Source organism: Rhizobium sp. WYCCWR 11146, from assembly GCF_013591995.1.
GTDB lineage: Bacteria > Pseudomonadota > Alphaproteobacteria > Rhizobiales > Rhizobiaceae > Rhizobium > Rhizobium indicum.
In genome coordinates, this window is the sequence record NZ_JACCEY010000023.1 from 252,557 (window position 1) to 278,545 (window position 25,989).

Genomic DNA, 25,989 nt, shown 5'->3' on the forward strand with positions numbered 1-25,989 from the left:
AACCGCCATGGCCAGCGCCCAAACCCAACCGATCCAGACGACGACCGACGTTCTTTCCGTCGAAAGGCTGACGACCTCCTTCCTGGTGGACGGCGTCTGGAAACCGGTCGTGCGCGATGTTTCCTTTACGGTGGCGCCAGCGGAGACGGTGGCGATCGTCGGCGAATCCGGCTCGGGCAAGAGCGTCACCTCGCTCTCGATCATGCGGCTGCTGCAGGCGGATACGAGCCGTGTCGAGGGCCGGGTCATGCTCGGCGGACGCGACCTCCTGGCCTTGCCGGAAAATGCCATGCGGCAGGTGCGCGGCAACAAGGTGGCGATGATCTTCCAGGAGCCGATGACATCGCTCAATCCGCTTTTCACCATCGGCGACCAGATTTCCGAGGCGCTGCTCTGCCATTCCGATATGAGCAGGGCCGATGCCAAAGCCGAGACGATAAGGCTGCTGGAAAAGGTCCGCATCCCCTCGGCCGCCTCGCGCTTCGGCGAATATCCGCATCGCTTCTCCGGCGGCATGCGCCAGCGGGTGATGATCGCCATGGCGCTCGCCAGCCGGCCGAAACTGTTGATCGCCGACGAGCCGACGACGGCGCTCGACGTCACCATCCAGGGTCAGATCCTCGATCTCATCAAGATGCTGCAGGACGAAGAGGGAACCTCCGTCCTTTTCATCACCCATGACATGGGTGTCGTTGCCGAAATCGCCGACCGGACGGTGGTGATGTATCGCGGCGAACAGGTGGAAAGCGGCGCCACCGCCGATATTTTTCACCGCGGCAAACATCCCTATACGAGAGCACTACTATCAGCCGTGCCGGTGCTCGGCTCGATGCAGGGCAGGCAAAGGCCGCTGCGCTTCCCCGTGGTCAATACCGCAACGGGTGAATCGGACATTCCCGCTGAGGTCGCCGACACGGTGGCAGCGACGCCGGTGCTGCAGGTGAAGAACCTCACCAAGCGCTTCGACATTCATTCCGGCCTGTTCGGTCGGCTGACCAGCCGGGTGCATGCCGTCGAAAACGTCTCCTTCGATCTTCATGCCGGCGAGACGCTGTCGCTCGTCGGCGAATCCGGCTGCGGCAAATCGACGACCGGCCGCGCCATCATGCGGCTGATCGAGCCGCAGGCCGGTTCCGTTCTCGTCGAGGGCAGGGAGGTGCTCGGCCTCGACAGGAAGGATCTGCGCGAGATGCGCAAATCCGTGCAGATGATCTTCCAGGATCCCTTTGCTAGCCTCAATCCGCGCATGACGGTTGGTGCTGCGATCGCCGAACCCTATCTCGAACACAAGATGGGCAATTCAAAGCAGGCAAAAGACGTCGTCGCCGATCTGCTGGTGAAGGTCGGTCTGTCGGCGGATATGGCCGCGCGTTACCCGCATGAGTTTTCCGGCGGCCAGCGCCAGCGCATCTGCATCGCCCGCGCGCTCGCCTTGCAGCCGAAGGTCATCGTCGCCGATGAAAGCGTCTCGGCGCTCGACGTCTCGATCAAGGCGCAAGTCATCAACCTGATGCTCGACCTGCAACAGAGCCTCAACCTTGCCTTCCTGTTCATCTCGCACGACATGGCGGTGGTCGAGCGTGTCAGCCACCGTGTGGCGGTGATGTATCTCGGCGAGATCGTCGAGATCGGCCCGCGATCCGCAGTCTTCGAAAATCCGCAGCATCCCTATACGAAGAAACTCATCGCGGCAGTGCCCGTGCCCGATCCGGACCGTCGCCATGAAAAGCGGATGGTGGCGAATGACGAGATCAAGAGCCCGATGCGCCCGGTCGACTATCAAACGCCGAGCGCCTCTTACCGGGAGGTCGGGCCGGGGCATCTGGTGATGGCCGAGCGGTAGTCGAAGGCCGGATAGCCGGATCGGCCTAACGAGCAGAAGTTTCAAGGGTGAGGATTTGGGAATCCATGCCTTTCCGACAGGGCGGCCAGGATATTGTCCTTTTCGGAGATAAAGGCCCGCCCGCGGTACACGCCGGTTTGGTGGACGGACGTTGCTCCGTCTGCAAGCAAAAGTAGGGGCAGTGACTGATTTTCCTCTCCAACCAGTTCGATGACCGGCAATCTTGGGCGAGGCCATGCAATTCGCTCGATATCAAGTCCTTGCGCGAGGTCCGGAAAGGATGCCAGCACGCCTTCCATGAGCGCGCAATGCCAGCAGTAAAAACGTTGTCCTGGGTAGGCGGGATCTTCGAAGCCCGGGCGAAGTATAAAGAGCCTATCCCTGTTCATCGCACATTTCCCTTTCACATTGACGTGGCACGCCGATCGCTTCCGGATCTGACGGGCACTATTCCATCGCCAGGATCATGTTGCGCACGACGGGGTAGATTTCCCCCTCCCAGCGGCGGCCGCTGAAGACGCCGTAATGCCCGACATTGGCCTGAAGATGATGGCGCTTCAGATGCGGGCGCAACGCACGACAGAGATCGTGCGCGGCCGAGGTCTGGCCGAGCGCGCAGATGTCGTCGCGCCCGCCCTCGACGGTCAAAAGCGCCGTGTTGCGGATCTGGCCCGGGTCGACCTTGCGGCCATGGTGGGTGAGGTCGCCGGTCGCGAGTTCCGCCTTCTGGAAGACGCGTTCGATGGTTTCGATGTAGAATTCTTCGGTGAGGTCGAGCACGGCGAAATATTCGTCGTAGAACTTCTTGATCTTGCCGGCTTCGGCCGTCTCGCCCTTCGCCAAATGGTCGTAGAGCCTGCGATGGGCGTCCTGGTGGCGCTGCATGTTCATCGACATGAAAGCGACGAGCTGGAGGAAGCCGGGATAGACCCGCCGTCCCGCACCCCGATAACGCCAGGGAACGCCTGTGATCAGCGAATTCTCAAACCAGGCGAGCGATTTCGACACGGCAAGCTCGTTGACCTTCGTCGGGCTCTCGCGCGGATCGATCGGCCCGGCCATCAGCGTCATGGTGCGTGGGGTGGCGGGATGCCGCTCTTCCGACATCACGGCAACGGCGGCCAGCGCCTGCACGCAGGGTTGGCAGACGGCGAGGATATGAGCGCCCGGACCGATCTCCTCCAGGAAATGCATGATATAATCGACATAGTCGTCCATGCCGAAGCGTCCGGCCGACAGCGGCACGTCGCGGGCATTGGCCCAGTCGGTGATATAGACGTCATGATCGCGCAGCAGGGTCTGCACGGTGCCGCGCAGGAGTGTGGCGAAATGGCCGGACAGCGGTGCGACGACCAGCACCCGCGGCCGCTTTGCATCGGTGTCCGTTGCAAAACGAAGGAGCGTGCCGAAGGGCATGCCGAGCACGGTCTCGACGGTGACGGGCACCACGCGATTGCCGATCATGACTGAGTCTATGGCGAAATCCGGACGTTGGTGGGTGATCTCGAAGCGTGAGATCATCTCCAGCGCGGCGGCGAAGTGCCGTCCCATTTCGCTGCCGGATCCCCAGAGCGCTGTCGCGGAGAAGATCTGCAAGCGCCGCGCCAGATCGCGGAGCGGCGCGATAAGATCATCCTGGAACTGATAGGCCTGGTAGAGCATGGCCGAAATCTCCCGCACTGCCGCATCGATGCGGCGGTGCAAAAAATGCTAGTGGAATATGTCCTACCATGCGAGAAGATTATCGAGGAAGAAGCAACATTGTCCGACAAGGATACGAGCCCGATGTCGCAAGCTGCACTGACGATTTCCTCGAAGAACTACTCCTCATGGTCTCTGCGCGGCTGGCTGCTGTGCCGGATGGCGGGGCTGAACTTCGCCGAAGTCCTTGTGGAACTGGATGACGAGGCGCGCCAGGAACTGCTTCTGCTTTCACCGTCGGTTCTGGTGCCGAGGCTGACCCATAACGACGTGACGGTGTGGGACACGCTGGCGATTGCCGAATATCTCCATGAGGTCGTGCCGGATGCCGGGCTTTGGCCCACTGAGCGCGCAGCGCGCGCCCGCTGCCGGTCGGTCTCGGGCGAGATGCATTCGGGTTTCCATAACCTGCGCTCGGCATTGCCGATGAACCTCAAGGCGCGGCATGCGAGCTTCAAGATATTTTCGGGCGCGCGGCCCGATGTCGAGCGTGTCAGGGCGATCTGGACCGAATGCCTCGACGCGAGCGGCGGGCCGTGGCTGTTCGGGACCGCGCCGACCGTGGCCGATGCGATGTATGCGCCGGTCTGCACCCGCTTCCGCACCTATGCGGTGGAGCTCGAACCGCAGCTCGAAGCCTATGTGGAAACGGTGCTGTCCTGGCCGCTGATGGGCGAATGGACCGAAGGGGCGATGGCCGAGCCCGACGAGATCGTCGAGTTGGAAGTCGAGTTCTGAAGGGAACGCGGCCGGGCGGCTCCGCATCGACTTTCAGGAGCCGAATTAAGAGTTGCCTGGAGGATGAGCGGCGCATAAATCAGATGCAGTGCCACATGCCGCGAAATCTGGACCGATGAACAACAACGACTATTATTCCAAACTCGGCGGACTGCCGCCGCAGACCGAGCTGCTTTCCAGCAAGGCCGTCTTCACCACGGCCTACGCGGTCATCCCGCGCAGCGTCATGACCGACATCGTCACCAGCGTGCTTCCGCATTGGACGGGGACACGGGCATGGGTTCTCTCCCGGCCACTCTCCGGCTTCTCCGAGACGTTCTCGCAATATGTGATGGAGGTCCAGCCGGGTGGTGGAAGCGACCGGCCGGAGCCCGACAAGCGGGCCGAAGCGGTCCTGTTCGTCGTCGACGGCGAGGTGACGGTGGAACTCGATGGCGTCAGCCACGCGCTTCGCACCGGCTCCTTCGCTTATCTTCCGGCGGGTTCGGTCTGGCGCCTGAAAAACGGCGGCTCGACTGCGGCAAAATTCCACTGGATTCGAAAGGCCTTTCAGGAGGTCGAGGGGCTGGAACCGCCGCCGGCGATCTTCACGCATGAGGACCAGCACCCCATCTCGGCAATGCCCGATACCGATGGGCGCTGGGGGACGACCCGGTTCATCGATCCCGCCGATGTCCGCTACGACATGCACGTGAATATCGTGACGCTGGAGCCGGGTGCGACGATCCCCTTCATGGAAACCCATGTCATGGAGCATGGTCTCTACGTGTTGGAGGGCAAGGCGGTCTATCGGCTGAACCAGGATTGGGTCGAGGTCGAGGCCGGCGACTTCATGTGGTTGCGCTCCTTCTGCCCGCAGGCATGTTACGCCGGCGGCCCGGGCCGGTTCCGCTACCTGCTCTACAAGGACGTCAACCGTCACATGACGCTCTGGTAGGATCTATCGCAGAGGCACGATGAAGCTCGAAAGCGAACGGCTGATTTTGAGACCCTGGCGACCGCAAGATCGCAAGCCCTTCGCTGCGATCAATGCCGAGCCCGACGTTGTCAGATATCTCAATCCTCTGACTGACGAACAGTCGAATGCGATGCTCGACCGTATCGACCGGCACTTCGAGGATCATGGCTGGGGGTTCTGGGCGCTGGAAGCGAAGGCAAGCGGCGCGTTGATCGGCATGTGCGGCCTCAACAACGTTTCGCCGGCTTTGCCGTTTGCGCCGGCAGTCGAAATCGGTTGGCGGCTTTCAGCGTCTCGGCACGGCGCCGGCTATGCGCGCGAGGCCGCGGAACGGTCTCTCGACTTTGCATTCGACGAGCTGAAGCTTGACCGCATCGTCAGCTTCACGGTACCCGCAAACAGCAATTCCTGGGGTTTGATGAGACGACTGGGGATGAACCGGATCGGTGAGTTCGATCATCCCAATCTGGCCGAAGGCCATCCGTTGCGCCATCACGTGCTCTATGAACTGCGATCATCAAACGGTATTTGAAAGGCGGATCTCAGGGAGGTCCCAGCCGATTTCCTCAAACAACCAAGAGTGTGCGCATTCGTTTTGCCAATCTGTGATTGTGAAAGTGGCGTAATCTATCTTATGGAACTGAAATATATTTAGCCGCGTTTCACGCTGCTCGCAATCTCGTTTCATTGGGAACCCCTGGTGGCGTCCGACAGCCAAGATCGCGATAAAAGTTCGAGGCGCTTGCCTCGTTGAAGACATTCATCGCGGAGAAGTCGGAACTGTTTTGCTGGGCGCTCGTTAAATCCGCGCCGGGGGAACCAGAGATGACCAGGTCGAAATTTGAATGGCTTGCGCGGGCCGGATATAGCGCTCGAGGTATTGTGTTTTTGCTCGTTGCTGCGCTGGCAGTATTTTCGAGCTTCGGCGGCGGAAAGGCCGATACCAAGTCAGCGCTCGACGCTGTCTTGGAACAGCCGTTGGGCCGGGTGTGGTTGGGCTTGATAGGGCTCGGGCTACTCGGCTTTGTAGCATGGCGGCTTGCCCAGTCCATCGCAAACGCAGACAACCATGACCACAGTGTGAAAAGCTACCTGATCCGTGCCGCCCTCCTCGGCAGCGCCGTGACGTACATGGGGTTGGCGATATACGCCTTTCAGGACGCCCTTGGTTTTGGATCCGGTGGCGACGGCGGAGAAAAGGGCTTGGCAGCCTGGGCCATGTCGCAACCGTTTGGTCGATTCCTAGCTGGTGCGATTGGTCTCGGCTTTGTCGTTGGTGGTGCTGTTACCGCGCTGAAAGGTATCACACGGCGATTTGAGCGATATCTGACGCTCGGTCAAAGTCGACCTCTGTTATTGGTTTGCGTCTATGGGCTGGTTTCCCGTGGGGTCGTTTTCGTGATCGTCGGCATCTTCTTTTGCTATGCGGCCTTTACCGTCGATCCGGGCCAGGCAGGGAGCATAAGTGATGCCTTGACCTTCGTGAGGCAGCTTCCTTTCGGAGCTGTTCTCTACCTCGTCGTGGCTATCGGCTTAGCTGCGTTCGGAATCTATAATTTGGTCGAGGCACGATATCGAACCGTGTCGACACCAAAACTCTCACAGGTACGGTCGGAACTGCCACTATCTCACAACTGAGAAGCATTCGAGAAAAGTCATGTCAACCTTGATGTCCATGACGGCTTTGACTTCGGCGGCGCTGGTGCTCATGCGTCCAACCCGCACTTCTGCAGCGAGCGCGTGCGCTTTGAATGCCGCCGCCTCGGTTTACGGGTGGTGGGAGTTTTTCATTTAGGGGGAGATCAAACTTGAGTGTAGCGATCACGCGTGAGGATTTCGATAGAAGCAAATTTTTTGCAGGGATCGCACGCGGTATTGCGGGAGCATTGCTTTTCGCGCTGCCCATGTTCATGACCATGGAAATGTGGGAGCTCGGCTTCTACATGGACCGCAGCCGCCTGTTTCTCTTGCTGATCGTCAATATTCCCCTTCTCGTCATTCTCTCGGACCGGATCGGATTTGAGCGGACGTCGACCTGGCGACAAGCGATCCGTGACGCAAGCATTGCCTACGGCCTTGGGGTTCTGGGCAGCGCACTGATCCTCTTCGCCATGGGGGTTCTGAAATACGACCAATCTCTGCACGAGATTATCGGAATGATCGCCATCCAAGCCATACCTGCGAGCATTGGCGCGATGCTAGGTCGGAGCCAGCTCGGCGGACAATCGGACGATGGTGACGATGCCAAGGAAGGCGATAGTGATGACCCAGTCCACGAACGGGAAACGAGCTATGCCGGTGAACTATTCCTGATGGCGGTCGGCGCCCTGTTCCTCAACCTCAACGTCGCGCCCACCGAGGAAATGATCTTGCTCTCGTACAAGATGACGCCGTGGCATGCCCTGCTCATGATCGCCGCGTCGCTGGCGGTCATGCATGGGTTCGTTTACGCCCTTTCTTTCAAGGGGAGCCACGATCTCGCCGAGGGTATGCCAAGCTGGCACGCTTTCGTTCGCTTCACCCTGCCGGGCTACGTAATTGCCGGTCTGATCAGTGCCTATTGCCTCTGGACGTTCCATAGAACCGATGACATCGGGTTTACCCAAATCCTAATGGCCGTTGTCGTTCTGAGCTTTCCCGGTGCCATTGGCGCGGCAGCAGCTCGCCTGATCCTGTGAGGCACCATGACAAAAATCTCCAAGGGCAAAAATCTGGAAGCAGGCGAACCGCATTGGATTGAATGGGTCACGGGCGTCGTCTCGGCCGTAATTGTCTTTGGCGTGATTGCTTGGATTGGCAAGGATGCATTGGTGGACCGTGATTCTTCGCCGAATCTGGTCGGGGTCGTGCTGCAAACCGAAAAGCGCGGCGGTGGCTTTCAGGTCCTCTTCGAAATCCGAAACGATTCAAGCGCGACCGCGTCGCAGGTAACCGTCCAGGGCGAGATACGAGAACAAGGTTCGGTGCTTGAAAACGTCGAGACCGTCTTGGACTATGTCCCAGGACACTCGAAAGCCAAAGGTGGGCTGATATTCCAGCAAGACCCCGCCGGGAAGACTTTGACGGTCAGAGCGTCCTCATTTGATGAGCCATAGTCGAGATGCTACGTTTCGACGTCCGTCTCGCCGCCGGTGATGCCTCCGCTGCTCCTAGATAGCGCTGTTGACGGCAGGTAGCGCAGCTGCACTTCGTTCTCTTGAGCCAACCCATTCAGCGTTGTCGATTTGCTGCAAGACTAGTCAGTTGGTGATTGCATTTCGCAATGCAGCACACAATTTCGGCACCATAAAAGCGATTCATACTTTACAAAGACATCATAATCTGTGAAGTAGTGCGCAACTTCACAGATGGGACTGATGCCTTGAATCCGACACGCTTTGCCACCCGCCTCAATTCATTCGCTTCCGCTGCTCATCGGGAATGGCCGGGCCAGTCCACAAAGCCGTCGGTCATGCAAATGGCCGAACGCGCCGCCCGGGTGAAAGGTTTGACCGACCTCGACTTGAACTATCCAGACCATGTCAATGAAAATCCGGCGGAACTCGCACAGAAACTCGGTAATCTCGGGCTTTTAATCAATGGCTTCGCTATGCGCTACTACACAAATCCTGCCTTCAAGCTCGGCGCTTTCACACATCCGGATGAACACGTCCGGCGCGAGGCGATCGATCTGACGAAGAAGGGGATCGATGCCGCCCGTGAAGCCGGGTCGAAGCTGATGACGATATGGCTTGGTCAGGACGGCTTCGACTATTCCTTCCAGGCCGACTATGCGAAGATGTGGCAACACGAACTAGACGGAATCCGTGAAGTATGCGCGCACGATCCCGATTGCCTGATCTCGATTGAGTACAAGCCGAACGAGCCTCGCTCTTATAGTCTGATGCCGGATGCGGCCACGACGTTGCTCGCCATCAAGGACGTTGGCGCGAAGAACCTGGGTGTCACGCTGGACTTTGCGCATGTCCTCTATGCAGACGAGCAGCCTGCACATGCGGCCGCCTTGATCGCCCGCCACAGCCGCGTGCTCGGCGTCCATCTCAATGACGGCTATGCAAAGCGCGACGACGGCCTGATGGTTGGTGCCGTCCACACGCTTCAGACCATCGAGTTGCTCCGCCAGATTCGCCGCGATGGTTATGACGGCGCGATTTATTTCGACACGTTCCCCGATATGACCGGGCTCGATCCGGTTCATGAATGCGAGGTCAACATCAAGACCGTTCAGCGGATGTTGAAGGTCGTCGACCGCCTCGAGCAGGACAATCGCCTCGCAAACGCGATTGACCGACAGGACGCCGTTTCCACGCAGGCCATCGTACAGGAGCTGATGTTCGGCGCGGAGCACTAAACCACCAAACCCTCCGGGAGGAATACATGAAGAGATTTTTCGCTGTGGCTTTCGCCGCAACCCTTTGTGCTGGCATCACGACGGCACAGGAACTCAAGCCGCTGAACTCGGATTCCGAGCCGGACCGCATGGACTGGTCGGCACTGGAAGCCAAACTCGGCGCAATGCCAAAGCTGCCCGACGGCCTCAAAGTCGGCGGTGTTTCCAAGACGCTGACTAATGAATATTGGCGTTCGCTCGGCGAAGGGTACCAGAAGCTCGCCGACAAGCTCGGCGTAACAGTGGCCTATCAGGCGGCCCAGAGCGAAGGCGACCAGCTCGGTCAGTTGACGATCGCCGAGGGCATGGTCACCCAAGGCTACAATGTCTTGCTGGTCTCTCCGCAGACCGACGCCAATCTCCAGCCGGTGATTGAGCAGGCCAAGGCCGCCAACGTCCCTGTCGTCAACGTCAATGACGCAGTGATCCCGCAGGCCGAACATTATGTCGGCAACGTTCAGCGTGACAACGGTGTTCGCGTCGCAAAGTGGTTCATCGACAACCGTACCGATGGTGGAAAAGTCGCCATCATCGAAGGCCAGGCGGGCGTCTACGCCGCCGTCCAGCGCACCGGCGGCTTCAAGAGCACGATCGAGGACGGTGGCAAGTTCACCGTCGTCGCGAGCGTGCCGGGCAATTGGGATCGCCAGACGTCTTATGACGCAGCGACCAATATTCTCCAGCAGCATCCCGACCTCGTCGGCTTCTACTGCAACAATGACGGCATGGCGCTAGGCGTTGTCGAGGCTGTGAAGGCTGCGGGCCTGCAGGACAAGGTCGTCGTCTTTGGCACGGACGGTATCTCCGATGCCTACAAGTCGATCGCAGCGGGCGAACTGACGGGTACGGTCGACAGCTTCCCGGTTTTGACCGGTGAGGTAGCGATGGAGGTCGCACTCCGCCTCGTCGCAGGTCAGAAGCTGCCGCGCGTGGTCGCAACACCACAGGCTCTCATTACCAAAGACAACATCAACGACTTCCAAGGCGAAGGTGTCGATGTGCGCTCGGTGCTGATGAAAGCGGCTGGAAACTAAACGTCTCCCACGCGGGACGGCCGGCATGGCCGGCCGTCCAAATTCTCAAAGGTTGGATTTCCATGGCTACTCCCCGATTGGCGTTCGAGAATATCTCCAAGGTCTTTCCCGGCGTCAAAGCGCTCTCCGACGTCTCCTTCGAGGTCGCGCCCGGTGAGATCCATGCACTGCTCGGCGAGAACGGCGCCGGCAAGTCCACGCTGCTTCGCATCCTGTCGGGCGTCTTTCGCCCAACGGAAGGGGAAGTGAGGGTTGACGGTGCCGCCCATCACTTCGGGCGCCCCGAAAGTGCTCGCCAGGCCGGGATCGCCATGATTCACCAGGAGCTTCAACAGGTGCCGCATCTCACTGTGGCGCAGAACATGTTCCTCGGTCACTCGCTGACCCGTTTCGGCGGCATCGTGGTCAATCGCCGGGAGCAAGAACGGCGCGCAGCCGAGGCGCTCGCGATGATTGATCCCTCCATCAATCCCGCCGCTCCCATTTCCTCGCTGAAGGTCGCGCAGCGGCAGGTCGTCGAGATCGCCCGCGCGCTCTTGGACAAGGCGAAGATCATCGCCATGGACGAACCGACGTCCAGCCTGACACCCAGCGAATTCGACCGACTGGCCGAGATCATCCAGCGGCTGGCGGCGACCGGCGTCTCCATTATCTACGTGTCCCACAAGATGGACGAGGTGTTCCGGATCTGCCAGCGCGCCACGGTCATGCGCGACGGCAAGGTCGTCGGGATGGTCGATCTGAGGAAGACCGCAACGGCCGAGGTCATCGCGATGATGGTTGGCCGCGAGCTACTGGCCGAGGACCATCACTCGTATGCGACGAACACCGTAAGCGTCGAGGTGCGGAACCTCAATTCGGCGCGTGTCCGAGATATATCCTTCGATCTTCACAGCGGTGAAGTTCTGGGCGTGGCAGGACTTGTCGGTTCCGGCCGGACTGAACTCTTGCGCGCGCTCTCAGGTGCCGACAGGGTGACGTCGGGAACCGTGAAGGTTGACGGGAAGCTGCTGACGCTCTCCAATCCGCGGGCGGCCATTGCCGCGGGCATCGGTCTCCTTCCCGAGGAGCGCAAGCGCGAAGGCATCATCCCAGGCCGGTCCGTCACCATCAACATGGCACTGCCCTCCATGAGCCGCTTCTCGAAAGGCGGGATCATCAATCACCGGAGGCTCAAGCGGACTGCAGAAGACCTACTGAGGCGCGTCAACCTCCGGCCATTCCAGCTCGATCGGCAGATCAGGTTATTCAGCGGCGGCAATCAGCAGAAGGCGATCATCGCACGGTGGCTGGCGGCGGGTTCGCGCATTCTGCTGTTCGACGAGCCGACGCGAGGTATCGACGTCGGTGCGAAATCCGAAATCTACCACCTCATCGAGGCCCTCGCTGCAGAAGGTCATTCGGTGATCGTCGTCTCCTCCGAGCTTCCGGAAGTGATGCGTGTCTCGGACCGAGTGCTTGTCATGCGCGACGGCACGATCGTCGCCGAGCTTAGTCGCGACCAGCTCTCCGAGGAAACCATCGTCTCCCATGCCGTTGGGAAGGCCGACAGTCGCCTTGGCGCGGCATGACCAACAGGAACAATTCCATGTCTGACACAACCCAGAATGCCGCGGTGCCCTCCTCCAAACTCTTCGGATCGTTCTCGGTGCGAGACGCCGGCACCTTGATCGGACTGATCGCCATCGTGGTCATTTTTGGATTGCTGGCTCCTGACTTTCTCTCCCAGCGGAATTTGCTCAACATTCTGCAGCAGTCGAGCATCAATGCCTGCCTGGCCCTCGGGATGACGCTGGTGATCATTTCCGGCGGCATCGATCTCTCGGTCGGACCGACCGCGGCAATAGCGGCGGTGATCACGGCGACGCTGCTCGTTGCCGGAATTCCCGTTCCGCTCGCGATCCTGGCCGGTCTCGGGATTGGCGTCATTTGCGGGCTCGTCAATGGCGTCCTCGTAGCCTATGCGGGCCTGCAACCTTTCATCGTCACCCTCGGTACGCTGAGCACCTACCGGGCCATTGCGCTGATCTATACCGGCGGAAATCCGGTGCTTGGCGTTCCCCAGGGTTTTCGCGCGCTATTCAATGGCTCCCTGATGGGCATTCCCAATCCGGTTATCATGGTCGCGGTCGTAGCCTTTCTCGCCTGGGTGCTGCTCAAGAAGACGCCCCTCGGTGAATATCTGCTTGCCGTCGGCGGGAACGAAGAGGCCGCCTATGTTGCAGGCGTGCCGATCGCCGTCACCAAAATCACTGCCTATGTGATCTCAGGTGTCCTCGCCGCCCTGGCCTCCATGATCCTGATCGGTCGCCTTGGCGCAGCAGAGCCCATCCTTGGCAATCTCTGGGAACTCGACGCGATCGCGGCGGCCGCGATCGGTGGCGCCTCACTCATGGGCGGTAAAGGAAGCATCGTCGGCACGATCCTCGGTGCGATCATCCTCGGCGCGATGCGTAACGGACTGACGTTGATGAACGTTCAGGCCTTCTATCAACTTCTGGCCACTGGTCTTATCATCCTTGTCGCGATGATGATTGATCGCGTCACAAGGGGTAGAGGATGAATTCTGCAAATGATCTCAAGGCGGTGGGTCCGCGCATCCGGATGATGATGCCGCAGCTCACCCCTTTGGAAGCCCGGGTCGTGGAAACGGTGTTTGGATTGCGCGATTTCTCGGAGGACACCTCGCTCAAGGACATCGCCGCTGAGGCCGGGGTCTCCGAAGCCATGGTGGTGAAGATCACCAAGAAGCTCGGTTTCAATGGCTACCGGGATTTTCGTTCGGCGGTGTCGAGCTACAACAAGCTTCCGACGGCGGAGATGCATCAGGAGCTTTCCGTCGAAGATAGCTCGCGGGAGATCATTCTGAAGGTATTCCGAACCTCGATCCATGCGCTTGAGGAAACGCTGGCAATTTTGGACGTCGATGCTTTCGACCGGGCGGCGGACCTTCTTACGAAGGCTGGCCAGAGGGATTTCTACGGCGTCGGCGGGTCTGCCCAAATCGCGCGCGATGTCGCCCATAAGTTCCTGCGGATCGGGGTGAGAGCGAATGTGCAGGACGATTCTCACATGATGCTGATGTCGGCGTCGTTGCTCGGAGCGGATGACGTGGCGGTTGCCTTCTCTCATTCCGGCAATACCACGGCGGTGATCGACGCATTGCAGCTGGCCAGAAAGAGCGGCGCGCGGACAGTCGCCATCACCAATTACGGTGGTTCGCCGCTCGCCCAGATCGCCGATATCGTTCTTTGCTCGACGGCCCAGGGTTCGCCTCTGATGGGCGAAAACGCCGCTGCCCGGATCGCCCAGCTCAACATTCTCGACGCGCTCTTCGTCGCGGTCGCTCAACGCAACTACGACGCGGCGGAGAAGAACCTCGAAAAAACGATGTCCGCGGTAGCATCGAAACGCAAGGACAAGATCATATGACGACCGCCTCCCCCTCCGTTATCGTCTTTGGAAGCCTGCACTACGACATCATGGTGCATGGCCCGGCGCGACCGCGAAAGGGCGAAACAGTGACGGGGGAGAGTTGGCATCCGAAGTGCGGCGGCAAGGGCGGCAACCAGGCGGTTTCGTCTGCAAAGACCGGCATCCGGACCGCGATGATCGGCGCGGTCGCCGATGACGCCTTCGGCCGAGCGCTGGTGGAAAATCTCGATCGGCGAGGTGTCGATAACCAATTTGTCAAGGTAGCGGACAGTGGCGGGAGCGGCATGAGCGTGGCGATCTTCGACCGCGAGGGCGACTATGGGGCCGTAATTGTGTCCGGAAGCAATCTCACCCTCGGACAATCGGATGTGGATCGAGCATCGGAACTCTTCGGCGAGCAAAGTGTCCTTGTTCTGCAGAACGAAGTCCCCGACGCCGCCAATGTCGCCGCCGCCAAAGCGATGAAGTCGGCCGGAGGGCGGGTCATCCTCAACGCGGCACCGGCGCGCGATCTGCCTCCCGCACTCTCCGAACTGGTCGACGTCATCGTCGTCAACGCGATCGAAGCTGAACAGCTGACCGACGTCGCCGTATTTGACTCACTCGCGGGCGCTCTCGACGCTGCGCGTCTGCTTGCCAAGACGTATCCCGCCGCAGTCGTCACAGCGGGCGGCGAAGGCCTTGCCTGCGCGACGAAGCCAGGCCAGGAATTCTTGATCGAAGCGATCAAGGTAAAGCTTGTCAGCACCCATGGCGCCGGTGACGAATTCACCGGCGTGCTGGCCGCTGAAATTGCAGGTGGGACTGGACTGGAGGGCGCGCTCCACGCCGCTAATCATGCAGCCGCCGTGCTAGTCAGCACGCCGCGTAAGACCGTTCGGTAACTGATAGTCGGCATTCCGACAGGAGACGTCGATTGTTCTCGGAGTCTTATTGGTCAGGCCGTTCGTCCAAGGGTGGAAAGTGCATCCTGCAGTCTAAGCGCCGCCAGCGCCTCGGTTGCCTCGTCTGAAGACCATCCCGCTTCCAGCGCCGCAGACAGGACCAGCGATTCCGTTTGAAGCTCAAGCTTCTCATAAAGTGGCTCGATGGCTTCGCGGGCTGTTACGACGTGCTGGTCTGGTGGGGTGATGGGTGTGGCGGCAACCGTAGGCATGAAATGCTCCTCCTATTGAACGCTAAGGTTCGAAACCCGTTAAGGGCATCCTTGTTCCATTCATATTGCCCTTTTGGCCTTCGAGCGGCGATGCGAAAGATGACGACGCCACATATCGCGCAATTTCCTCCACCTCAGAAACGCGCGAACGATGATTGCTGGCGGAATCTTCTCGTGGTCGCCAACAGTCCCCTGCCTGGTGATTGGTGCGTTCGGGTCGAGCAGAAACGCCACCAACGTGCTTGCACTCTGCGCCTCTACTTCGAGCTTGTCATCCGATAAATGCAGCCCCTGCTCGCCTTCGGCGAACGTCTGCTTATTGACGACTACGGAACCGCTGAAGACATAGAAATAGAGGTCTCGGCCTTGTTTCTGCGGGAATTCCACCCGTACGCCCGCGTCTAGCCGCATGTCGAAGACGTCGATCGCGCTGCGGACATAGAAGGGCGCGCCCTCCCCTTCCGGCCCGACCAGGTGTCGCCAGACGTTTGCCGCGGCAGCCGGCATCGGCCCGTGCTGGATCTTCGGCTCGAGATCAACCGCATAAGGGCGAACGAGGATCTGCAGCATTCGCAGAGGCGGATCGGATGCCAGCGTCTCTTCGGAATGCCAAAAGCTGACCCCGGCATTCATCACCATCAGATGATCACGGTCGATCACCAACCGGCCGGCGGCCTTGTCGTCGTGACGCATGACGCCGTCGGGCACCCAGGAAATGATCTCGTCGTTCCGGTGCTCATGCATCGCAACCAGGCGGCCAGGGTCGAGGATGGATTCAACGACCATGGCGAGAGGCCCCCGGCCGTGATCGGTCGGCTTCGGCTTCAACCAGCCCGGCATGTTGACATGTGCGACGAAGCCTCCGGCATCCCGCACCACGAATGTTCGTTCGCCCTTGAGCAGCATTGCATCCTCCATGCTTGCAAGGCAGTGACGACACCAGGCCATTAGCCATCTGCCGGAAGGGCCCGTCAATGCAAAGGATGTTTGTCGGACCACGATTGACGCCAGGCAGGAAATCCGCTGAGACGTACCGTCCTAATTAGGAACCATGGTCGACGCATTCGTCCAGGCGAGTGCTGCAGCGTCCTTTGCGCGTCTAAAAGACGCGGCGCTGCAGTGGCAATTTGAAAAATATCGGGCGTAATCGATTCTTTGACAGGATCTGCAATGACTACCGAAGCACGTAATTCGCATCCCATCTACTTCATCGGAGCCTTTGCCACGGGCGGCCTCCTGACTTTCATGGTGCACCTCAACGGCGAGTTGGCCCGTTATGGCAATCCCCTGTTCTCATCTTGGACCGCGCACGGCACGGGCATCATCGCAGCCGTCATTCTTCTCCTGGTGGTCCACCGCCGGCGCACGCCGTTGGTGGAAAAAGCCCCCATCGCACCTTGGTGGGCTTATCTCGGTGGGATATCCGGCGCGGCAACGGTCATTCTGACCTCGACTGCGGTCAACTCACCGCTCGGGCTCTCCGGCACCTTGGCTTTGGGTTTGGCAGGCCAGGTCGCCTTCAGCGTCGCGGCCGACAGCTGGGGACTGTTCGGTCTGCCAAAGCGGCGCCCAGATACACGAGACATCGTAGCACTCGGCTTGGTCGTCACTGGGGCTGCACTCATCATCCTGTTTGGGCGAGGTGCGGCGTGACGGTGTTCATTCTCCTGGCCTGCCTGGGCGGTGTGCTCGTCGGCCTCAGTCGTCAGCTCAATGGGCGGTTGAGCATATCCACCACGCCGCTGATCGCATCCTTCTGGAACCATGCCATTGGCTTTGCTGCCCTCACCTGCCTTGGCCTTTTTGTCGGAGGTCTGCTTCCTGCGGGCGCTGCCGAGGCGCCTTGGTATGCCTATCTGGGTGGTCCCATCGGCGTCATCTTCGTGGCGGCGGGCAGTTGGGCGATTGCTCGAATAGGCGCGGTGAATTCGGCTCTGCTGATCATCGGTGGCCAGATGGTGACAGGAGTGGCGTTTGATTATATCAGCGCTGTCCCAGCGTCATTTTGGGCGAACGCGGCGGGAATTGTTCTCATCGTCGGCGGAATGATGGTCAGCCGCGGACGACGCAAAGCCGACGGCTCGTAATAACCAAGCGTTGCGCTGCAGGTGCCATTGCTGACCGGGCAATTTCATCGACCGATCGCCAGCCAAGGGACGGATGGACGGCGGGGAACGCCCCCCGCCCCGCAGCATCTTTTTAGGCGCGGCGTTCTCAGGGCAGGGTTACCGGCTGTGAACCGATGCAGCCATCACATCGTCGGGTATCGGGCACACATAGGCTTTGCCGCTGGTCTTTTCCCGCCACTCGGCCGTCGCGGCTGCCAGGAGGTCGGATGACGACATCAATGCGAGCCCCGTTGTCGCAAGCGTCTTGGCCGCATGCGCCATGGCTTTGTGCGCGGCCGGGCTTTTTCCTTGCGCGACGACTTGCCATGTATGGGGATTGGTGCCGATCGCCCAGGCTGGCGCCCAGCATTGCGCGGTTGGCGTCACCCAGCTGACATCTCCGACATCGGTCGATCCGGCCCGGAAATGCGATTGTCCCTCGAAATCGCGCAGACCGGTATGCAGGGGCGTCGATCCATCGACCTTGGCGTTGGAGAACACATCGCCCTTGATCTGATAGAGGCGGATGCTGCTCCTGATCGCTTCCTCAGTGAAGGTATCCTGGATTTTCCTGGCAAAGGCGATGTCGGTCTCGTCGAAGGCTATCGGCCCGAGCGCGACCATGTTCTCGTGCATCGCCGTTTCAAGCGTGATGTTGGGAAGAAGGTTCGTCGAGGCGGTGTCGAACACGATCTCGACCGCGGTTTCGGTCATCATCGCAGCACCTCGTGCGACTTTCTCGACGCGCCCGGCAAGCGCAAGCGCCTGCGGCATGTCAGGCGCCCTGATCAGATAGAGAACTTCGGCGCTCGCCTGCACGACATTGGCGGCCCTGCCGCCGGTGTCGGTGATCGCATAGTGAACGCGACAATCCTGCGGCATGTGTTCGCGCAGGAAATTGACGCCGACATTCATCAGTTCGACCGCATCGAGCGCCGAACGGCCGAGATGGGCGCTGTTGGCCGCATGTGCCGCGACACCCCTGAAACGATAGTAATATTCGAGAACGGCAAGATTGTTCGTCGAACGAACACCGTTGAACGGAGCCGGATGCCAGGTCAGGGCGGCATCGACGTCATCGAATGCGCCGGCGCGAACCATGAAGGTCTTGCCGGAACCGCCCTCCTCTCCGGGGCAGCCGTAATAGCGCACCGTCCCGGGCAGGTTGTTCTCCTTGAGGTGGCGGGCAAGCGCAACCGCCGCCATTAGCGATCCGACACCAAGCAGATTGTGCCCGCAGCCGTGACCGGTTGCGCCCGCCGCCTCGGGAAGAGGCTCGGCGACGTCGGCGGTCTGGCTCATTCCGGCCAGGGCATCGAATTCGCCGAGAAAAGCAATCACCGGCTTGCCGCTGCCGGATTCGCCGATGAAGGCCGTTTCCATGTCTGCGACGCCGCGGCGCACGGCAAAACCGTTTTCCTCGAGTGTCCTTGCCAGCAATTGCGACGAGCGCCGCTCCTCGAATTTCAGCTCCGCGAAATCCCAGATACTGTCGCTGAGGGCGATATAATCCGGTTTCATCTTTTCGACCGTCGCGGCAATGGAGCTGATCGCGTCAAGATTCATGGCATTTCCTCGCTGTCTGTCCTGCCGCCACAGGGACGTGTTGCACCGGACCCGGCAGGACTGCCTGCCGGATCTCCTGTTGACTGTCGAAACGGGATGGCGGCGCCCGAACCATCCGGGCGCGGCAGTTCAGGCTCAATTGTCGAGCGAAACTTCCCAAAGACGGGCATTCGATTGCCAGACGGGCTGGCCCTTCAGCTTCTTGGTCGCGCCCCAGACATCGACCATGTCATAGAGGAAGATGCCCGGCATTTCCTTGAGCATCAGCGTGTGAAACTCGTCGAAGAGCGCCTGACGCTTCGTCTGGTCGGCCTCCGCATAGGCGGCCTTCATCAACTCGACAGCCTTCGGGTCATCCCACATCAATGACGCATTCTTGTCCTTGTTGCCGACATAGAAGCCGTACATCAGCGCCGGATCGAGCCGCGGCGCGACCGATTGCGAGATGATCTGGTAGTTGCCGGACCGGCGGCGATCGACCTGCGTCGCATAGTCGAGCACCTCGATCTGCACATTGAGACCTGCCTGCTGCATCATGGCCTGCGCCATCACCGCGGCCGGGAAGCTTGGCACGTTGCTGCGCTTGTTGGCGATGATGGTAATCGGCTCGCCCTTATAGCCGGCCGTCGCAAGCTCTTTCTTTGCGGCCTCGATGTCGTAGGGCAGACGCTCCTTCTGGACATCGTCGAAATAGAGCGAGTCTTGCGAAACCATCGAACCGTTGGCTGCGCCGGTGCCATTGGAGGCGGCCTCGACGAGTTGGTCGAGATCGAGTGCCATCGCCATGGCGCGGCGCACGCCGGGATTGCTCAGAACCTTGTCGCGCGTCTGGATGTAAAAGAGGTTTTTGCCGTTGTTGCGAGCCACGATCAGCTGCATCGTGTCGCTCGTCTTGAATTCGGGAATGAGATCCGGCGAAATCTCCGCGGTATCGAGCACGCCGGACTGAAGGCCGGCCTTTACGGTCGAAGCATCGGGAATGACCATGAACTTGATGCCGTCGACGAGAGGGCGTTTGGAGCCGACCATGCCGTCGGGCTTGCCGTCGTTCTGGGGCGAGACATAATCGTCGAACTTGGCGAGATGGATATACTCGCCCTTCTTCCATTCATCCCATTTGAAGGGACCGGTGCCGATCGGCTTGACGAAGCTTCCGTCCGCGCCGACCGATTCCGGGGAGATCATCCCGGTGTAACCGCATTCGGGGCGAGACATCAGGCCAAGGAAAACTGCCGATGGCTTTTCCAGCGTGATGGTGACGGTCGAAGTATCGACTGCCTTGACCCCCGTAACATGCACGGTGCCGCTGCCGTCGAAGTCAGGAAGGCAGGTCCATTTCGTTTCGGGCTTGAGATAGCGGTTCCAGTTCCACACGACGTCATCGGCGGTCAATTTCTTGCCGTTGTGGAATTTGACGTCATCACGCAGTTTGAAGCTGTAGCTCAGCCCATCCGCCGAGACTTCGAAGCTCTTTGCCAGCAGTGGCTTAACCTCGCCGTTGTTGGCATAGCCGACGAGCCCCTCGACGATATGCAGGATGACTCCATCGGTATTGCCGTCGCGATTGACGCCCGGATTGTTGCTGCGCAGATCGGAACTTTGAGCCACGACGATGTCGCGGGCGTCGACCACGCCGGTCATCGCCATCAACATGGTGCCTGCAAGAAGAAGCTTGTGCATTGTTCTACCCTCTTTTTATGATCTTTAGGATTGGAATTCATCCCAGCAGGCGCGTGAAAGCCTGCCGATGGTTTCAAGCGCGACCGTGTAGCCGGGGGTGCCGTCCTGCATTTCCTGCGGCACGTCGTCGGTATAGACGGCGATGATGTAGAAGGGGGAACCGTCGCGATAGACGATACCGGCATTCATGCGGCCGCGCTTTCCCGTGCCGCCCTTGTGGGCGACGAGCACCCCGAATGGCAGCCGGGAAGGAATGGCATAACGCAGGATCTGGTTCTTCAGGGTTTGAAGCGCATAGGCGCTGAGCGCCTGTGAGCAGCCGAGCCGGTCCGCGGCTTCCCGCGAATCCTGGGCATCCAGTATGGTCTGCAGCAGATAGACCTGATCCCGCGCCGTCGTCGTGGTGACGGCCTTCAATGAATGATCGGGCGACAGCGCCAAGGGAGGGATGAGGAAGCGATGGTTGGTGCCCGTCATGCCGATCGACTTGCAATAGCTGTCGACCTCTTCGAGCGTCAGCCTTTCGAACACCATCTTGGTGCAGACATTGTCGCTCAGCACCATCATGCCGGTGATGGCATCACGCAGCGATATGACGATACCGGGCGTCAGATAGCGGAACATCCCGCTCGCCACTTCCTCGGCGAAACGCTTTTCGTAGGTGATCCGTTCGTCCAGGTCCAGGCGGCCTTCATGGGCGGCCTTCAAGGCAGCCATCATGATCGAGGTCTTTCGGGTGCTGGCGGAAGGGGTTTCCTCGTCCGCGCCCCTGCCGATCGTTTCGCCGCTGCCAAGCGCACGCACCATGAAGCGGGTCACGAAAGGCTGGGCATCGCAGATCGCGTTCAATCGCTCCGCAAGCTTTCCGGATTCAATCATCGTCATGTCAGTTCTCCAGGCGCCATTTGAGGATCACGCCGCCCTGAGCATTGTGGTCCAGAGCGGGGATGGCCGAGAGAAGCCTTTGCGTATAGGCCTCCTTCGGGCTGTCGAAAACCGTATCGCGGTCGCCCTCCTCGATGATCCGGCCGTCCTGCATGACGACGACGCGATCGGCCACCTGTTCGACCACGCCGAGATCATGGCTGATGAACAGGCAGGAAAAGCCGTAGCGTTTTTGCAGATCGGACAGGAGTTCGAGCACCTGCGCCCGGACCGTCACGTCGAGGGCCGATACCGGTTCGTCGGCGATCAGGAATTTCGGCCGGCGCGCAATGGCGCGGGCGATCGCCACGCGCTGCCGCTGACCGCCCGAAAGCTCATGCGGGTAGCGCCCGGCATAGTCGGACCCAAGGCCGACTTCCTCCAGCGTCTCCAGGGCGCGCTTGCGCTTTGCCGCAGCGTCGAGATCGGGAACGAGCCGCAGCGCTTCTTCCACGAGCGCGAGGATGGTCATGCGCGGATCGAGCGAGGAATAAGGATCTTGAAACACCATCTGGCAATTCAGCCGATAATCCATCCAGTCGTCGTCGCGGCTGCGTCCCTTGAACCGGATATCGCCTTCGCTCTCGCGGACCAGTCCGGCAATGGTGCGGCCGAGCGTGGTCTTGCCGGAACCCGAACCGCCGACCAGCGCCACGACTTCGCCCTCGTGGATATCGATGCTGACGCCATGCAGCGCCCGTTTCGGCTTTGCCGTCTTCATCAGCGACCGCCGGCCTGGATAGTCGACGACGATATCCCGCGCTGAGACCATCGGTGCCCTGGTCTTGTCGATCATCCGCGTCTCTCCGCGGAACGGCAGGGAGGAAAGCAGCTTCTTCGTATAGGCACGCTGCGGTGCGTCGAGCAGATCGGCGGTGCGCCCTTCTTCGACGATCGCGCCCTTTTCCATGACGACGATACGGTTCGTGTAGCGGGCAACCATCGGCAGATCGTGGCTGATCAGCAGCACGGCGGTGCCTTCCGCCTGTGTCAGTTCCACCATCAATTCCATGACATCGCGCTGGATCACGGCATCGAGCGCGGTCGTCGGCTCGTCGGCGATCAAGAGCGCCGGTTTCAGCAGCATGACCGATGCCAGCATGATGCGCTGGCGCATGCCACCCGAGAATTCATGCGGATAGGAAGAGAGCGCCCCGGCAGGGTCGCGGATCCCGACCCGGTTCAGCATGTCGAGGATCCGGCTGCGCCGTTCTTCCTGCGAAAGTTTCGTATGCAGCTGCAAGCCTTCTTCGAGTTGGCGGCCGACGGTCATCGAGGGATTGAGCGAGGTCATCGGCTCCTGGAAGACGACACCGATTTCCGCACCACGCAATTGGCGCAATTGCGCACCGTTCATGGAAAGCACGTCACGTCCCTTGTAGGCAACGGAGCCACCGATCACCTTGATGGGCGCCGGCAGCAGCGAGATCAGGGCGCGTGTTGCCAGCGTCTTGCCCGATCCGCTTTCTCCGACGATGCCGAAGATCTCGCCCGGCGCGATGTCGAAGCTGACGTCCTTGACGACCTCCACACCGGTCCCAGTGACCTGAAGCGACAGGTTGCGGACATTCAAAAGCGTTCTATTGGTCATTTCAGCCCCCTCATCCGCGGATCAAGCTTGTCCCGAAGAGCGTCGCCCAGAAGATTGATGCCGAGGAGCGTCAGGGCAATCGCCATGCCCGGGAAGAGACCCAGCCAGACAGCCTGCTCGATGAATGGCCGGCCGGCAGCCAGCATGTTGCCCCAGGTCGGCGCCGGTGGCGGAACGCCGAGACCGAGAAAGCTGAGTGCGCTTTCCGAAAGGATCGCCCAGCCGAACATCGAGGTCGCCAGCACGGTGATCGGGGCGATGCAATTGGGGAGGATATGGCGGAACATGGTGTAGAGCTCGCCATTGCCCATCACCTTGGAGGCCTCGATGAACTCCCGCTCGCGCAGCGATAGGACGGCACCCCGGACAACGCGGGCCATGGAGGGAGAATAGGCAATGCCCAGCGCGAAGATGATGCCATATTGGTTGGCGCCGAAGACGGCGAGCAATCCCAGCGCCAGAAGAATGCCCGGAAAAGCGAGAAGCGCATTGTTGACGGCCATGATGACGGCATCGACCCAACCGCGGGCATAACCGCTGACGAGACCGATCAGCGTGCCGCAGACCGTCGCGAATGTGACCGTCAAGGTGCCGATCCAGACGCTCGCCCGGGCGCCGACGATCAGGCGGCTGAGCACGTCGCGGCCGAATTCGTCGGTTCCGAGCCAGTGGGCGCCGCTTGGTGCCGCCAGCCGTGCCGTGAAGCCGAGCTTCATCGGATCATAAGGGGTCCAGAAAAGGCCGATCGCAGCGGAGATGAGCAATGCGGCAATGAGAATGCTGCCGATGAAGCCGTTGAACGTGACGTTTTTCATTCGGCGACTACCCGCGGATCGAACAAGGGATAGAGCAGGTCGACGACCAAATTGACCAGCACATAGGAAAGCGAGACGAACAGCAGGCAACCCTGGATCACGGGGTAATCGCGGGCAAAAATACTGTCGACCATCAGTCGCCCGAGCCCCGGAATGGTGAAGACCGTCTCGATGACGGCAATGCCGCCGAGCAGATTGCCGAGGATCAGACCGATGACTGTCCAGGTCGGGCCGAAAGCATTCTTGAAGGCGTGCCGCCAGAGGACGGCGCTCTCGGAAAGCCCCTTGGCCCGGGCGTGGGTGATATAGTCGAGACGCAGCACTTCCAGCGTCGAGGCGCGCGCCATGCGGATCAACACACCCATCTCGTGAATGACCAGGGTCATGATCGGCAGCACGAGGTAAAGCAGGCCGCCGGTGACGTTGCTGCCGATCGAGACATAGCCGAGGACCGGTAGCCAGCTGAGTTTCAAGCCGAAGAAAAGCAGAAGCAGGAGGCCGAGCCAGAATGTCGGGATCGACAGCAGGATCGTGGCCGTGCCGACCAGTGCCAGGTCCGTCAGACTGTTCTGCCGCCAGGCGGCGATGACACCGGCCGGCACGGCGATGAGGCTCGCCAGAAGCACGGCGACGACGACGATTTGGGCACTGACCAGAAAGCGTGATGCGACGAGCGGCAGAACCGGCTCGTCATTGACAATCGAGCGGCCGAAATCACCCTGGACGACATTGGCGGTCCAGATCAGGAACTGTTCCGGCAGCGATTTGTCGAGGCCGAGTTCCGAGCGCATTGCCGCGATCTGAGCCGGCTCAGCCATATCACCCAGCATCAGGGCCGCCGGATCGCCGGGTATGAAGCGGATCAGCGTGAAAACGGTCACCGAAACGAGGACGATCGTCGGCAATGCCATCAACAGGCGGTTTAGAACGAATTTCAGCATTTTTGTTCCCCGCGATGGGCGACGGACAGTGCCCGGCGCCATCGGTTTCGTTGCCGCAGACTATGATCGAATGAGGAAATATCCGCAATATTATGCGATTCTGTCATAAGTCTATGCGGAATACGACCGCAACCAAAACGGCTTCGTTGGCGTAAGGGGTAACGCTAAAGATTTGATTTTAAATGTCTTTTTGCGAAAGTTGGATCTGCCGCTTCAAGGCATCGCTCAGAGCGTGGGCGGCAATCGAGAGTGGCGTCCCGACCGCCCTCGCCAATCCGAATTCCTGGGTCGCGCGTGGCACGAAAGGACGGTGAACCACCGGCAGGTGGCGATAGAGATTCGCATAAAAGCTGCTGATGATCGTGACCCCAAGGCCATGCGCGACGTAGGAACAGGCGGAACTATTGGTATGCGTCTCGATCTTGACGATCTGCTTGACGCCGGCCCGCCGGAAGGTCTGGTCGAGCGCCATGCGGTTCGGCCGTTGGCGGCCAATCAGAATGAGGGGCACGTCGCGCAGATTCCTGACTGTGATTTCCTCCAGTTTCGCAAGAGGATGGTCCTTCGGAACGACGCAGACACTTTCGCCGGTGGCGACGCGCTCGACCTCAATGCCCGGTCCGCTCTCGCCCTCCATGCGCAGAAAGCCAAAATCGATCACTCTCTGCTCGACGAGCTTGTTGATCGCGGTCGTCGTCTCGAAGAAGGTTTCGATCCGCACACCGGGGAAATCGCTCATGTAATCGGCCAGCATTGCCGGCGCGAAGTGCTCCCACATGCTGCTCGGCAGGCCGATGCGGACGATCTCCGGGCCGGCGGCGCCGCTTCTTAAGTCCTCCGCATGACCCGACATCCGATCGACCGCGAGCAAGATGTTCTCGGCATCGCGGGCAAGAAGTAGGGCCTCGGGGGTGGGGATGAGACGGCCTTTGTCGCGCACGAAAAGCGACATCGAAAGGTCCGCCTCGAGCTGCTGGAGAAGGCGGCTGACGCCGGACTGGCTGAGCCCCATCGTCTTTGCCGTGGCAATCGTCGACCCTGTCGCCAGAAGCGTGCGCAGGACTTCCAGTTGCTTGATATTCATGCGTTTGCGATCTCCCGGGACGGTT

At 60.3% G+C, this 25,989-nt stretch carries 26 protein-coding genes; 15 read left to right on the forward strand and 11 right to left on the reverse strand.

Features of this window, described 5'->3' with window-relative positions; all coding sequences use genetic code 11:
• Positions 1 to 7 precede the first annotated feature (7 nt).
• A complete protein-coding gene (locus HX899_RS18765; RefSeq protein ID WP_171598013.1) occupies positions 8 to 1,843 on the forward strand; it encodes an ABC transporter ATP-binding protein in 1,836 nt (611 codons plus the stop codon).
• A 41-nt stretch (positions 1,844 to 1,884) separates the two neighbouring features.
• Here the strand turns inward: HX899_RS18765 and HX899_RS18770 are convergent, their stop codons facing one another.
• Together HX899_RS18770 and HX899_RS18775 are read right to left on the reverse strand one after the other, a co-directional pair.
• Positions 1,885 to 2,232 (reverse strand): DUF3088 domain-containing protein, encoded by a 348-nt coding sequence (locus HX899_RS18770; RefSeq protein ID WP_062940297.1) that lies wholly within the window; start codon positions 2,230 to 2,232, stop codon positions 1,885 to 1,887.
• 58 nt (positions 2,233 to 2,290) lie between these two features.
• On the reverse strand, positions 2,291 to 3,505 hold the full coding sequence (locus HX899_RS18775; protein WP_138389877.1) for a polyhydroxyalkanoate depolymerase: 1,215 nt from the start codon (positions 3,503 to 3,505) through the stop codon (positions 2,291 to 2,293).
• A gap of 123 nt (positions 3,506 to 3,628) precedes the next feature.
• Here HX899_RS18775 and HX899_RS18780 point away from each other — a divergent pair, with 123 nt between their 5' ends.
• The 12 genes from HX899_RS18780 (at position 3,629) to HX899_RS18835 (ending at position 14,983) form a co-directional block, all read left to right on the forward strand.
• Positions 3,629 to 4,282, forward strand: a complete 654-nt coding sequence (locus HX899_RS18780) for a glutathione S-transferase (RefSeq protein ID WP_138331401.1) — start codon at positions 3,629 to 3,631, stop codon at positions 4,280 to 4,282.
• Between the two features lie 115 nt (positions 4,283 to 4,397).
• The gene (locus tag HX899_RS18785) at positions 4,398 to 5,219 is read left to right on the forward strand and encodes a bifunctional allantoicase/(S)-ureidoglycine aminohydrolase (protein ID WP_138331402.1); all 822 of its coding nucleotides are present in this window, start codon (positions 4,398 to 4,400) and stop codon (positions 5,217 to 5,219) included.
• 19 nt (positions 5,220 to 5,238) lie between these two features.
• Entirely contained in the window at positions 5,239 to 5,772 is a 534-nt protein-coding gene (locus HX899_RS18790) for a GNAT family N-acetyltransferase (protein ID WP_181293056.1), read from the forward strand.
• Positions 5,773 to 5,990: 218 nt separating this feature from the next.
• Positions 5,991 to 6,878 carry a DUF1206 domain-containing protein gene (locus HX899_RS18795; protein ID WP_171598011.1) on the forward strand — a complete coding sequence of 296 codons (888 nt, stop codon included), beginning with the start codon at positions 5,991 to 5,993 and terminating at the stop codon, positions 6,876 to 6,878.
• 170 nt (positions 6,879 to 7,048) lie between these two features.
• Positions 7,049 to 7,918, forward strand: a complete 870-nt coding sequence (locus HX899_RS18800; RefSeq protein WP_407073932.1) for a TIGR02587 family membrane protein — start codon at positions 7,049 to 7,051, stop codon at positions 7,916 to 7,918.
• 6 nt (positions 7,919 to 7,924) lie between these two features.
• Positions 7,925 to 8,335: a TIGR02588 family protein gene (locus tag HX899_RS18805; RefSeq protein WP_171598009.1), complete on the forward strand. Its 411-nt coding sequence runs from the start codon at positions 7,925 to 7,927 to the stop codon at positions 8,333 to 8,335.
• 266 nt (positions 8,336 to 8,601) lie between these two features.
• The gene (locus HX899_RS18810) at positions 8,602 to 9,591 is read left to right on the forward strand and encodes a sugar phosphate isomerase/epimerase (RefSeq protein ID WP_171598008.1); all 990 of its coding nucleotides are present in this window, start codon (positions 8,602 to 8,604) and stop codon (positions 9,589 to 9,591) included.
• Positions 9,592 to 9,617: 26 nt separating this feature from the next.
• Complete coding sequence (locus HX899_RS18815; protein ID WP_171598007.1) at positions 9,618 to 10,664, forward strand: substrate-binding domain-containing protein; 1,047 nt, start codon at positions 9,618 to 9,620, stop codon at positions 10,662 to 10,664.
• A gap of 62 nt (positions 10,665 to 10,726) precedes the next feature.
• A complete protein-coding gene (locus HX899_RS18820) occupies positions 10,727 to 12,235 on the forward strand; it encodes a sugar ABC transporter ATP-binding protein (RefSeq protein WP_181293057.1) in 1,509 nt (502 codons plus the stop codon).
• 17 nt (positions 12,236 to 12,252) lie between these two features.
• On the forward strand, positions 12,253 to 13,227 hold the full coding sequence (locus tag HX899_RS18825; protein ID WP_171598005.1) for an ABC transporter permease: 975 nt from the start codon (positions 12,253 to 12,255) through the stop codon (positions 13,225 to 13,227).
• On the forward strand, positions 13,224 to 14,096 hold the full coding sequence (locus tag HX899_RS18830; RefSeq protein ID WP_138331411.1) for a MurR/RpiR family transcriptional regulator: 873 nt from the start codon (positions 13,224 to 13,226) through the stop codon (positions 14,094 to 14,096). The genes HX899_RS18825 and HX899_RS18830 overlap by 4 nt, the downstream gene beginning before the upstream one ends.
• On the forward strand, positions 14,093 to 14,983 hold the full coding sequence (locus HX899_RS18835; protein ID WP_181293058.1) for a ribokinase: 891 nt from the start codon (positions 14,093 to 14,095) through the stop codon (positions 14,981 to 14,983). The genes HX899_RS18830 and HX899_RS18835 overlap by 4 nt, the downstream gene beginning before the upstream one ends.
• A 53-nt stretch (positions 14,984 to 15,036) precedes the next feature.
• Here HX899_RS18835 and HX899_RS18840 read toward each other — a convergent pair whose 3' ends face one another.
• Positions 15,037 to 15,255 carry a hypothetical protein gene (locus HX899_RS18840; RefSeq protein WP_003547964.1) on the reverse strand — a complete coding sequence of 73 codons (219 nt, stop codon included), beginning with the start codon at positions 15,253 to 15,255 and terminating at the stop codon, positions 15,037 to 15,039.
• Between the two features lie 60 nt (positions 15,256 to 15,315).
• Positions 15,316 to 16,161 carry a pirin family protein gene (locus HX899_RS18845; RefSeq protein ID WP_181293059.1) on the reverse strand — a complete coding sequence of 282 codons (846 nt, stop codon included), beginning with the start codon at positions 16,159 to 16,161 and terminating at the stop codon, positions 15,316 to 15,318.
• A 264-nt stretch (positions 16,162 to 16,425) separates the two neighbouring features.
• On the opposite strand from HX899_RS18845, the gene HX899_RS18850 reads away from it, so the two are divergent.
• Together HX899_RS18850 and HX899_RS18855 are read left to right on the forward strand one after the other, a co-directional pair.
• A complete protein-coding gene (locus HX899_RS18850; protein ID WP_171598003.1) occupies positions 16,426 to 16,908 on the forward strand; it encodes a DMT family transporter in 483 nt (160 codons plus the stop codon).
• On the forward strand, positions 16,905 to 17,342 hold the full coding sequence (locus HX899_RS18855; RefSeq protein ID WP_138331415.1) for a DMT family transporter: 438 nt from the start codon (positions 16,905 to 16,907) through the stop codon (positions 17,340 to 17,342). Before HX899_RS18850 ends, HX899_RS18855 begins: the two co-directional genes overlap by 4 nt.
• Positions 17,343 to 17,480: 138 nt before the next feature.
• Here HX899_RS18855 and HX899_RS18860 read toward each other — a convergent pair whose 3' ends face one another.
• The 7 genes from HX899_RS18860 to HX899_RS18890 all read right to left on the reverse strand — a co-directional run bounded on the left by HX899_RS18860 (position 17,481) and on the right by HX899_RS18890 (position 25,964).
• Entirely contained in the window at positions 17,481 to 18,929 is a 1,449-nt protein-coding gene (locus HX899_RS18860) for a M20 family metallopeptidase (RefSeq protein ID WP_138331416.1), read from the reverse strand.
• A gap of 135 nt (positions 18,930 to 19,064) precedes the next feature.
• Positions 19,065 to 20,609: an ABC transporter substrate-binding protein gene (locus tag HX899_RS18865; RefSeq protein WP_138331417.1), complete on the reverse strand. Its 1,545-nt coding sequence runs from the start codon at positions 20,607 to 20,609 to the stop codon at positions 19,065 to 19,067.
• A gap of 24 nt (positions 20,610 to 20,633) precedes the next feature.
• Positions 20,634 to 21,494: a serine hydrolase gene (locus HX899_RS18870; RefSeq protein ID WP_138331418.1), complete on the reverse strand. Its 861-nt coding sequence runs from the start codon at positions 21,492 to 21,494 to the stop codon at positions 20,634 to 20,636.
• Position 21,495: 1 nt separating this feature from the next.
• Positions 21,496 to 23,124, reverse strand: coding sequence for an ABC transporter ATP-binding protein (locus HX899_RS18875; protein WP_180195355.1), 1,629 nt, complete (start codon positions 23,122 to 23,124; stop codon positions 21,496 to 21,498).
• Positions 23,121 to 23,939: an ABC transporter permease gene (locus tag HX899_RS18880; RefSeq protein ID WP_138331420.1), complete on the reverse strand. Its 819-nt coding sequence runs from the start codon at positions 23,937 to 23,939 to the stop codon at positions 23,121 to 23,123. The genes HX899_RS18875 and HX899_RS18880 overlap by 4 nt, the downstream gene beginning before the upstream one ends.
• Positions 23,936 to 24,880 carry an ABC transporter permease gene (locus HX899_RS18885; RefSeq protein ID WP_138331421.1) on the reverse strand — a complete coding sequence of 315 codons (945 nt, stop codon included), beginning with the start codon at positions 24,878 to 24,880 and terminating at the stop codon, positions 23,936 to 23,938. Before HX899_RS18885 ends, HX899_RS18880 begins: the two co-directional genes overlap by 4 nt.
• Before the next feature lie 178 nt (positions 24,881 to 25,058).
• The gene (locus HX899_RS18890) at positions 25,059 to 25,964 is read right to left on the reverse strand and encodes a LysR family transcriptional regulator (protein WP_138331422.1); all 906 of its coding nucleotides are present in this window, start codon (positions 25,962 to 25,964) and stop codon (positions 25,059 to 25,061) included.
• Between the last annotated feature and the right edge of the window lie 25 nt (positions 25,965 to 25,989).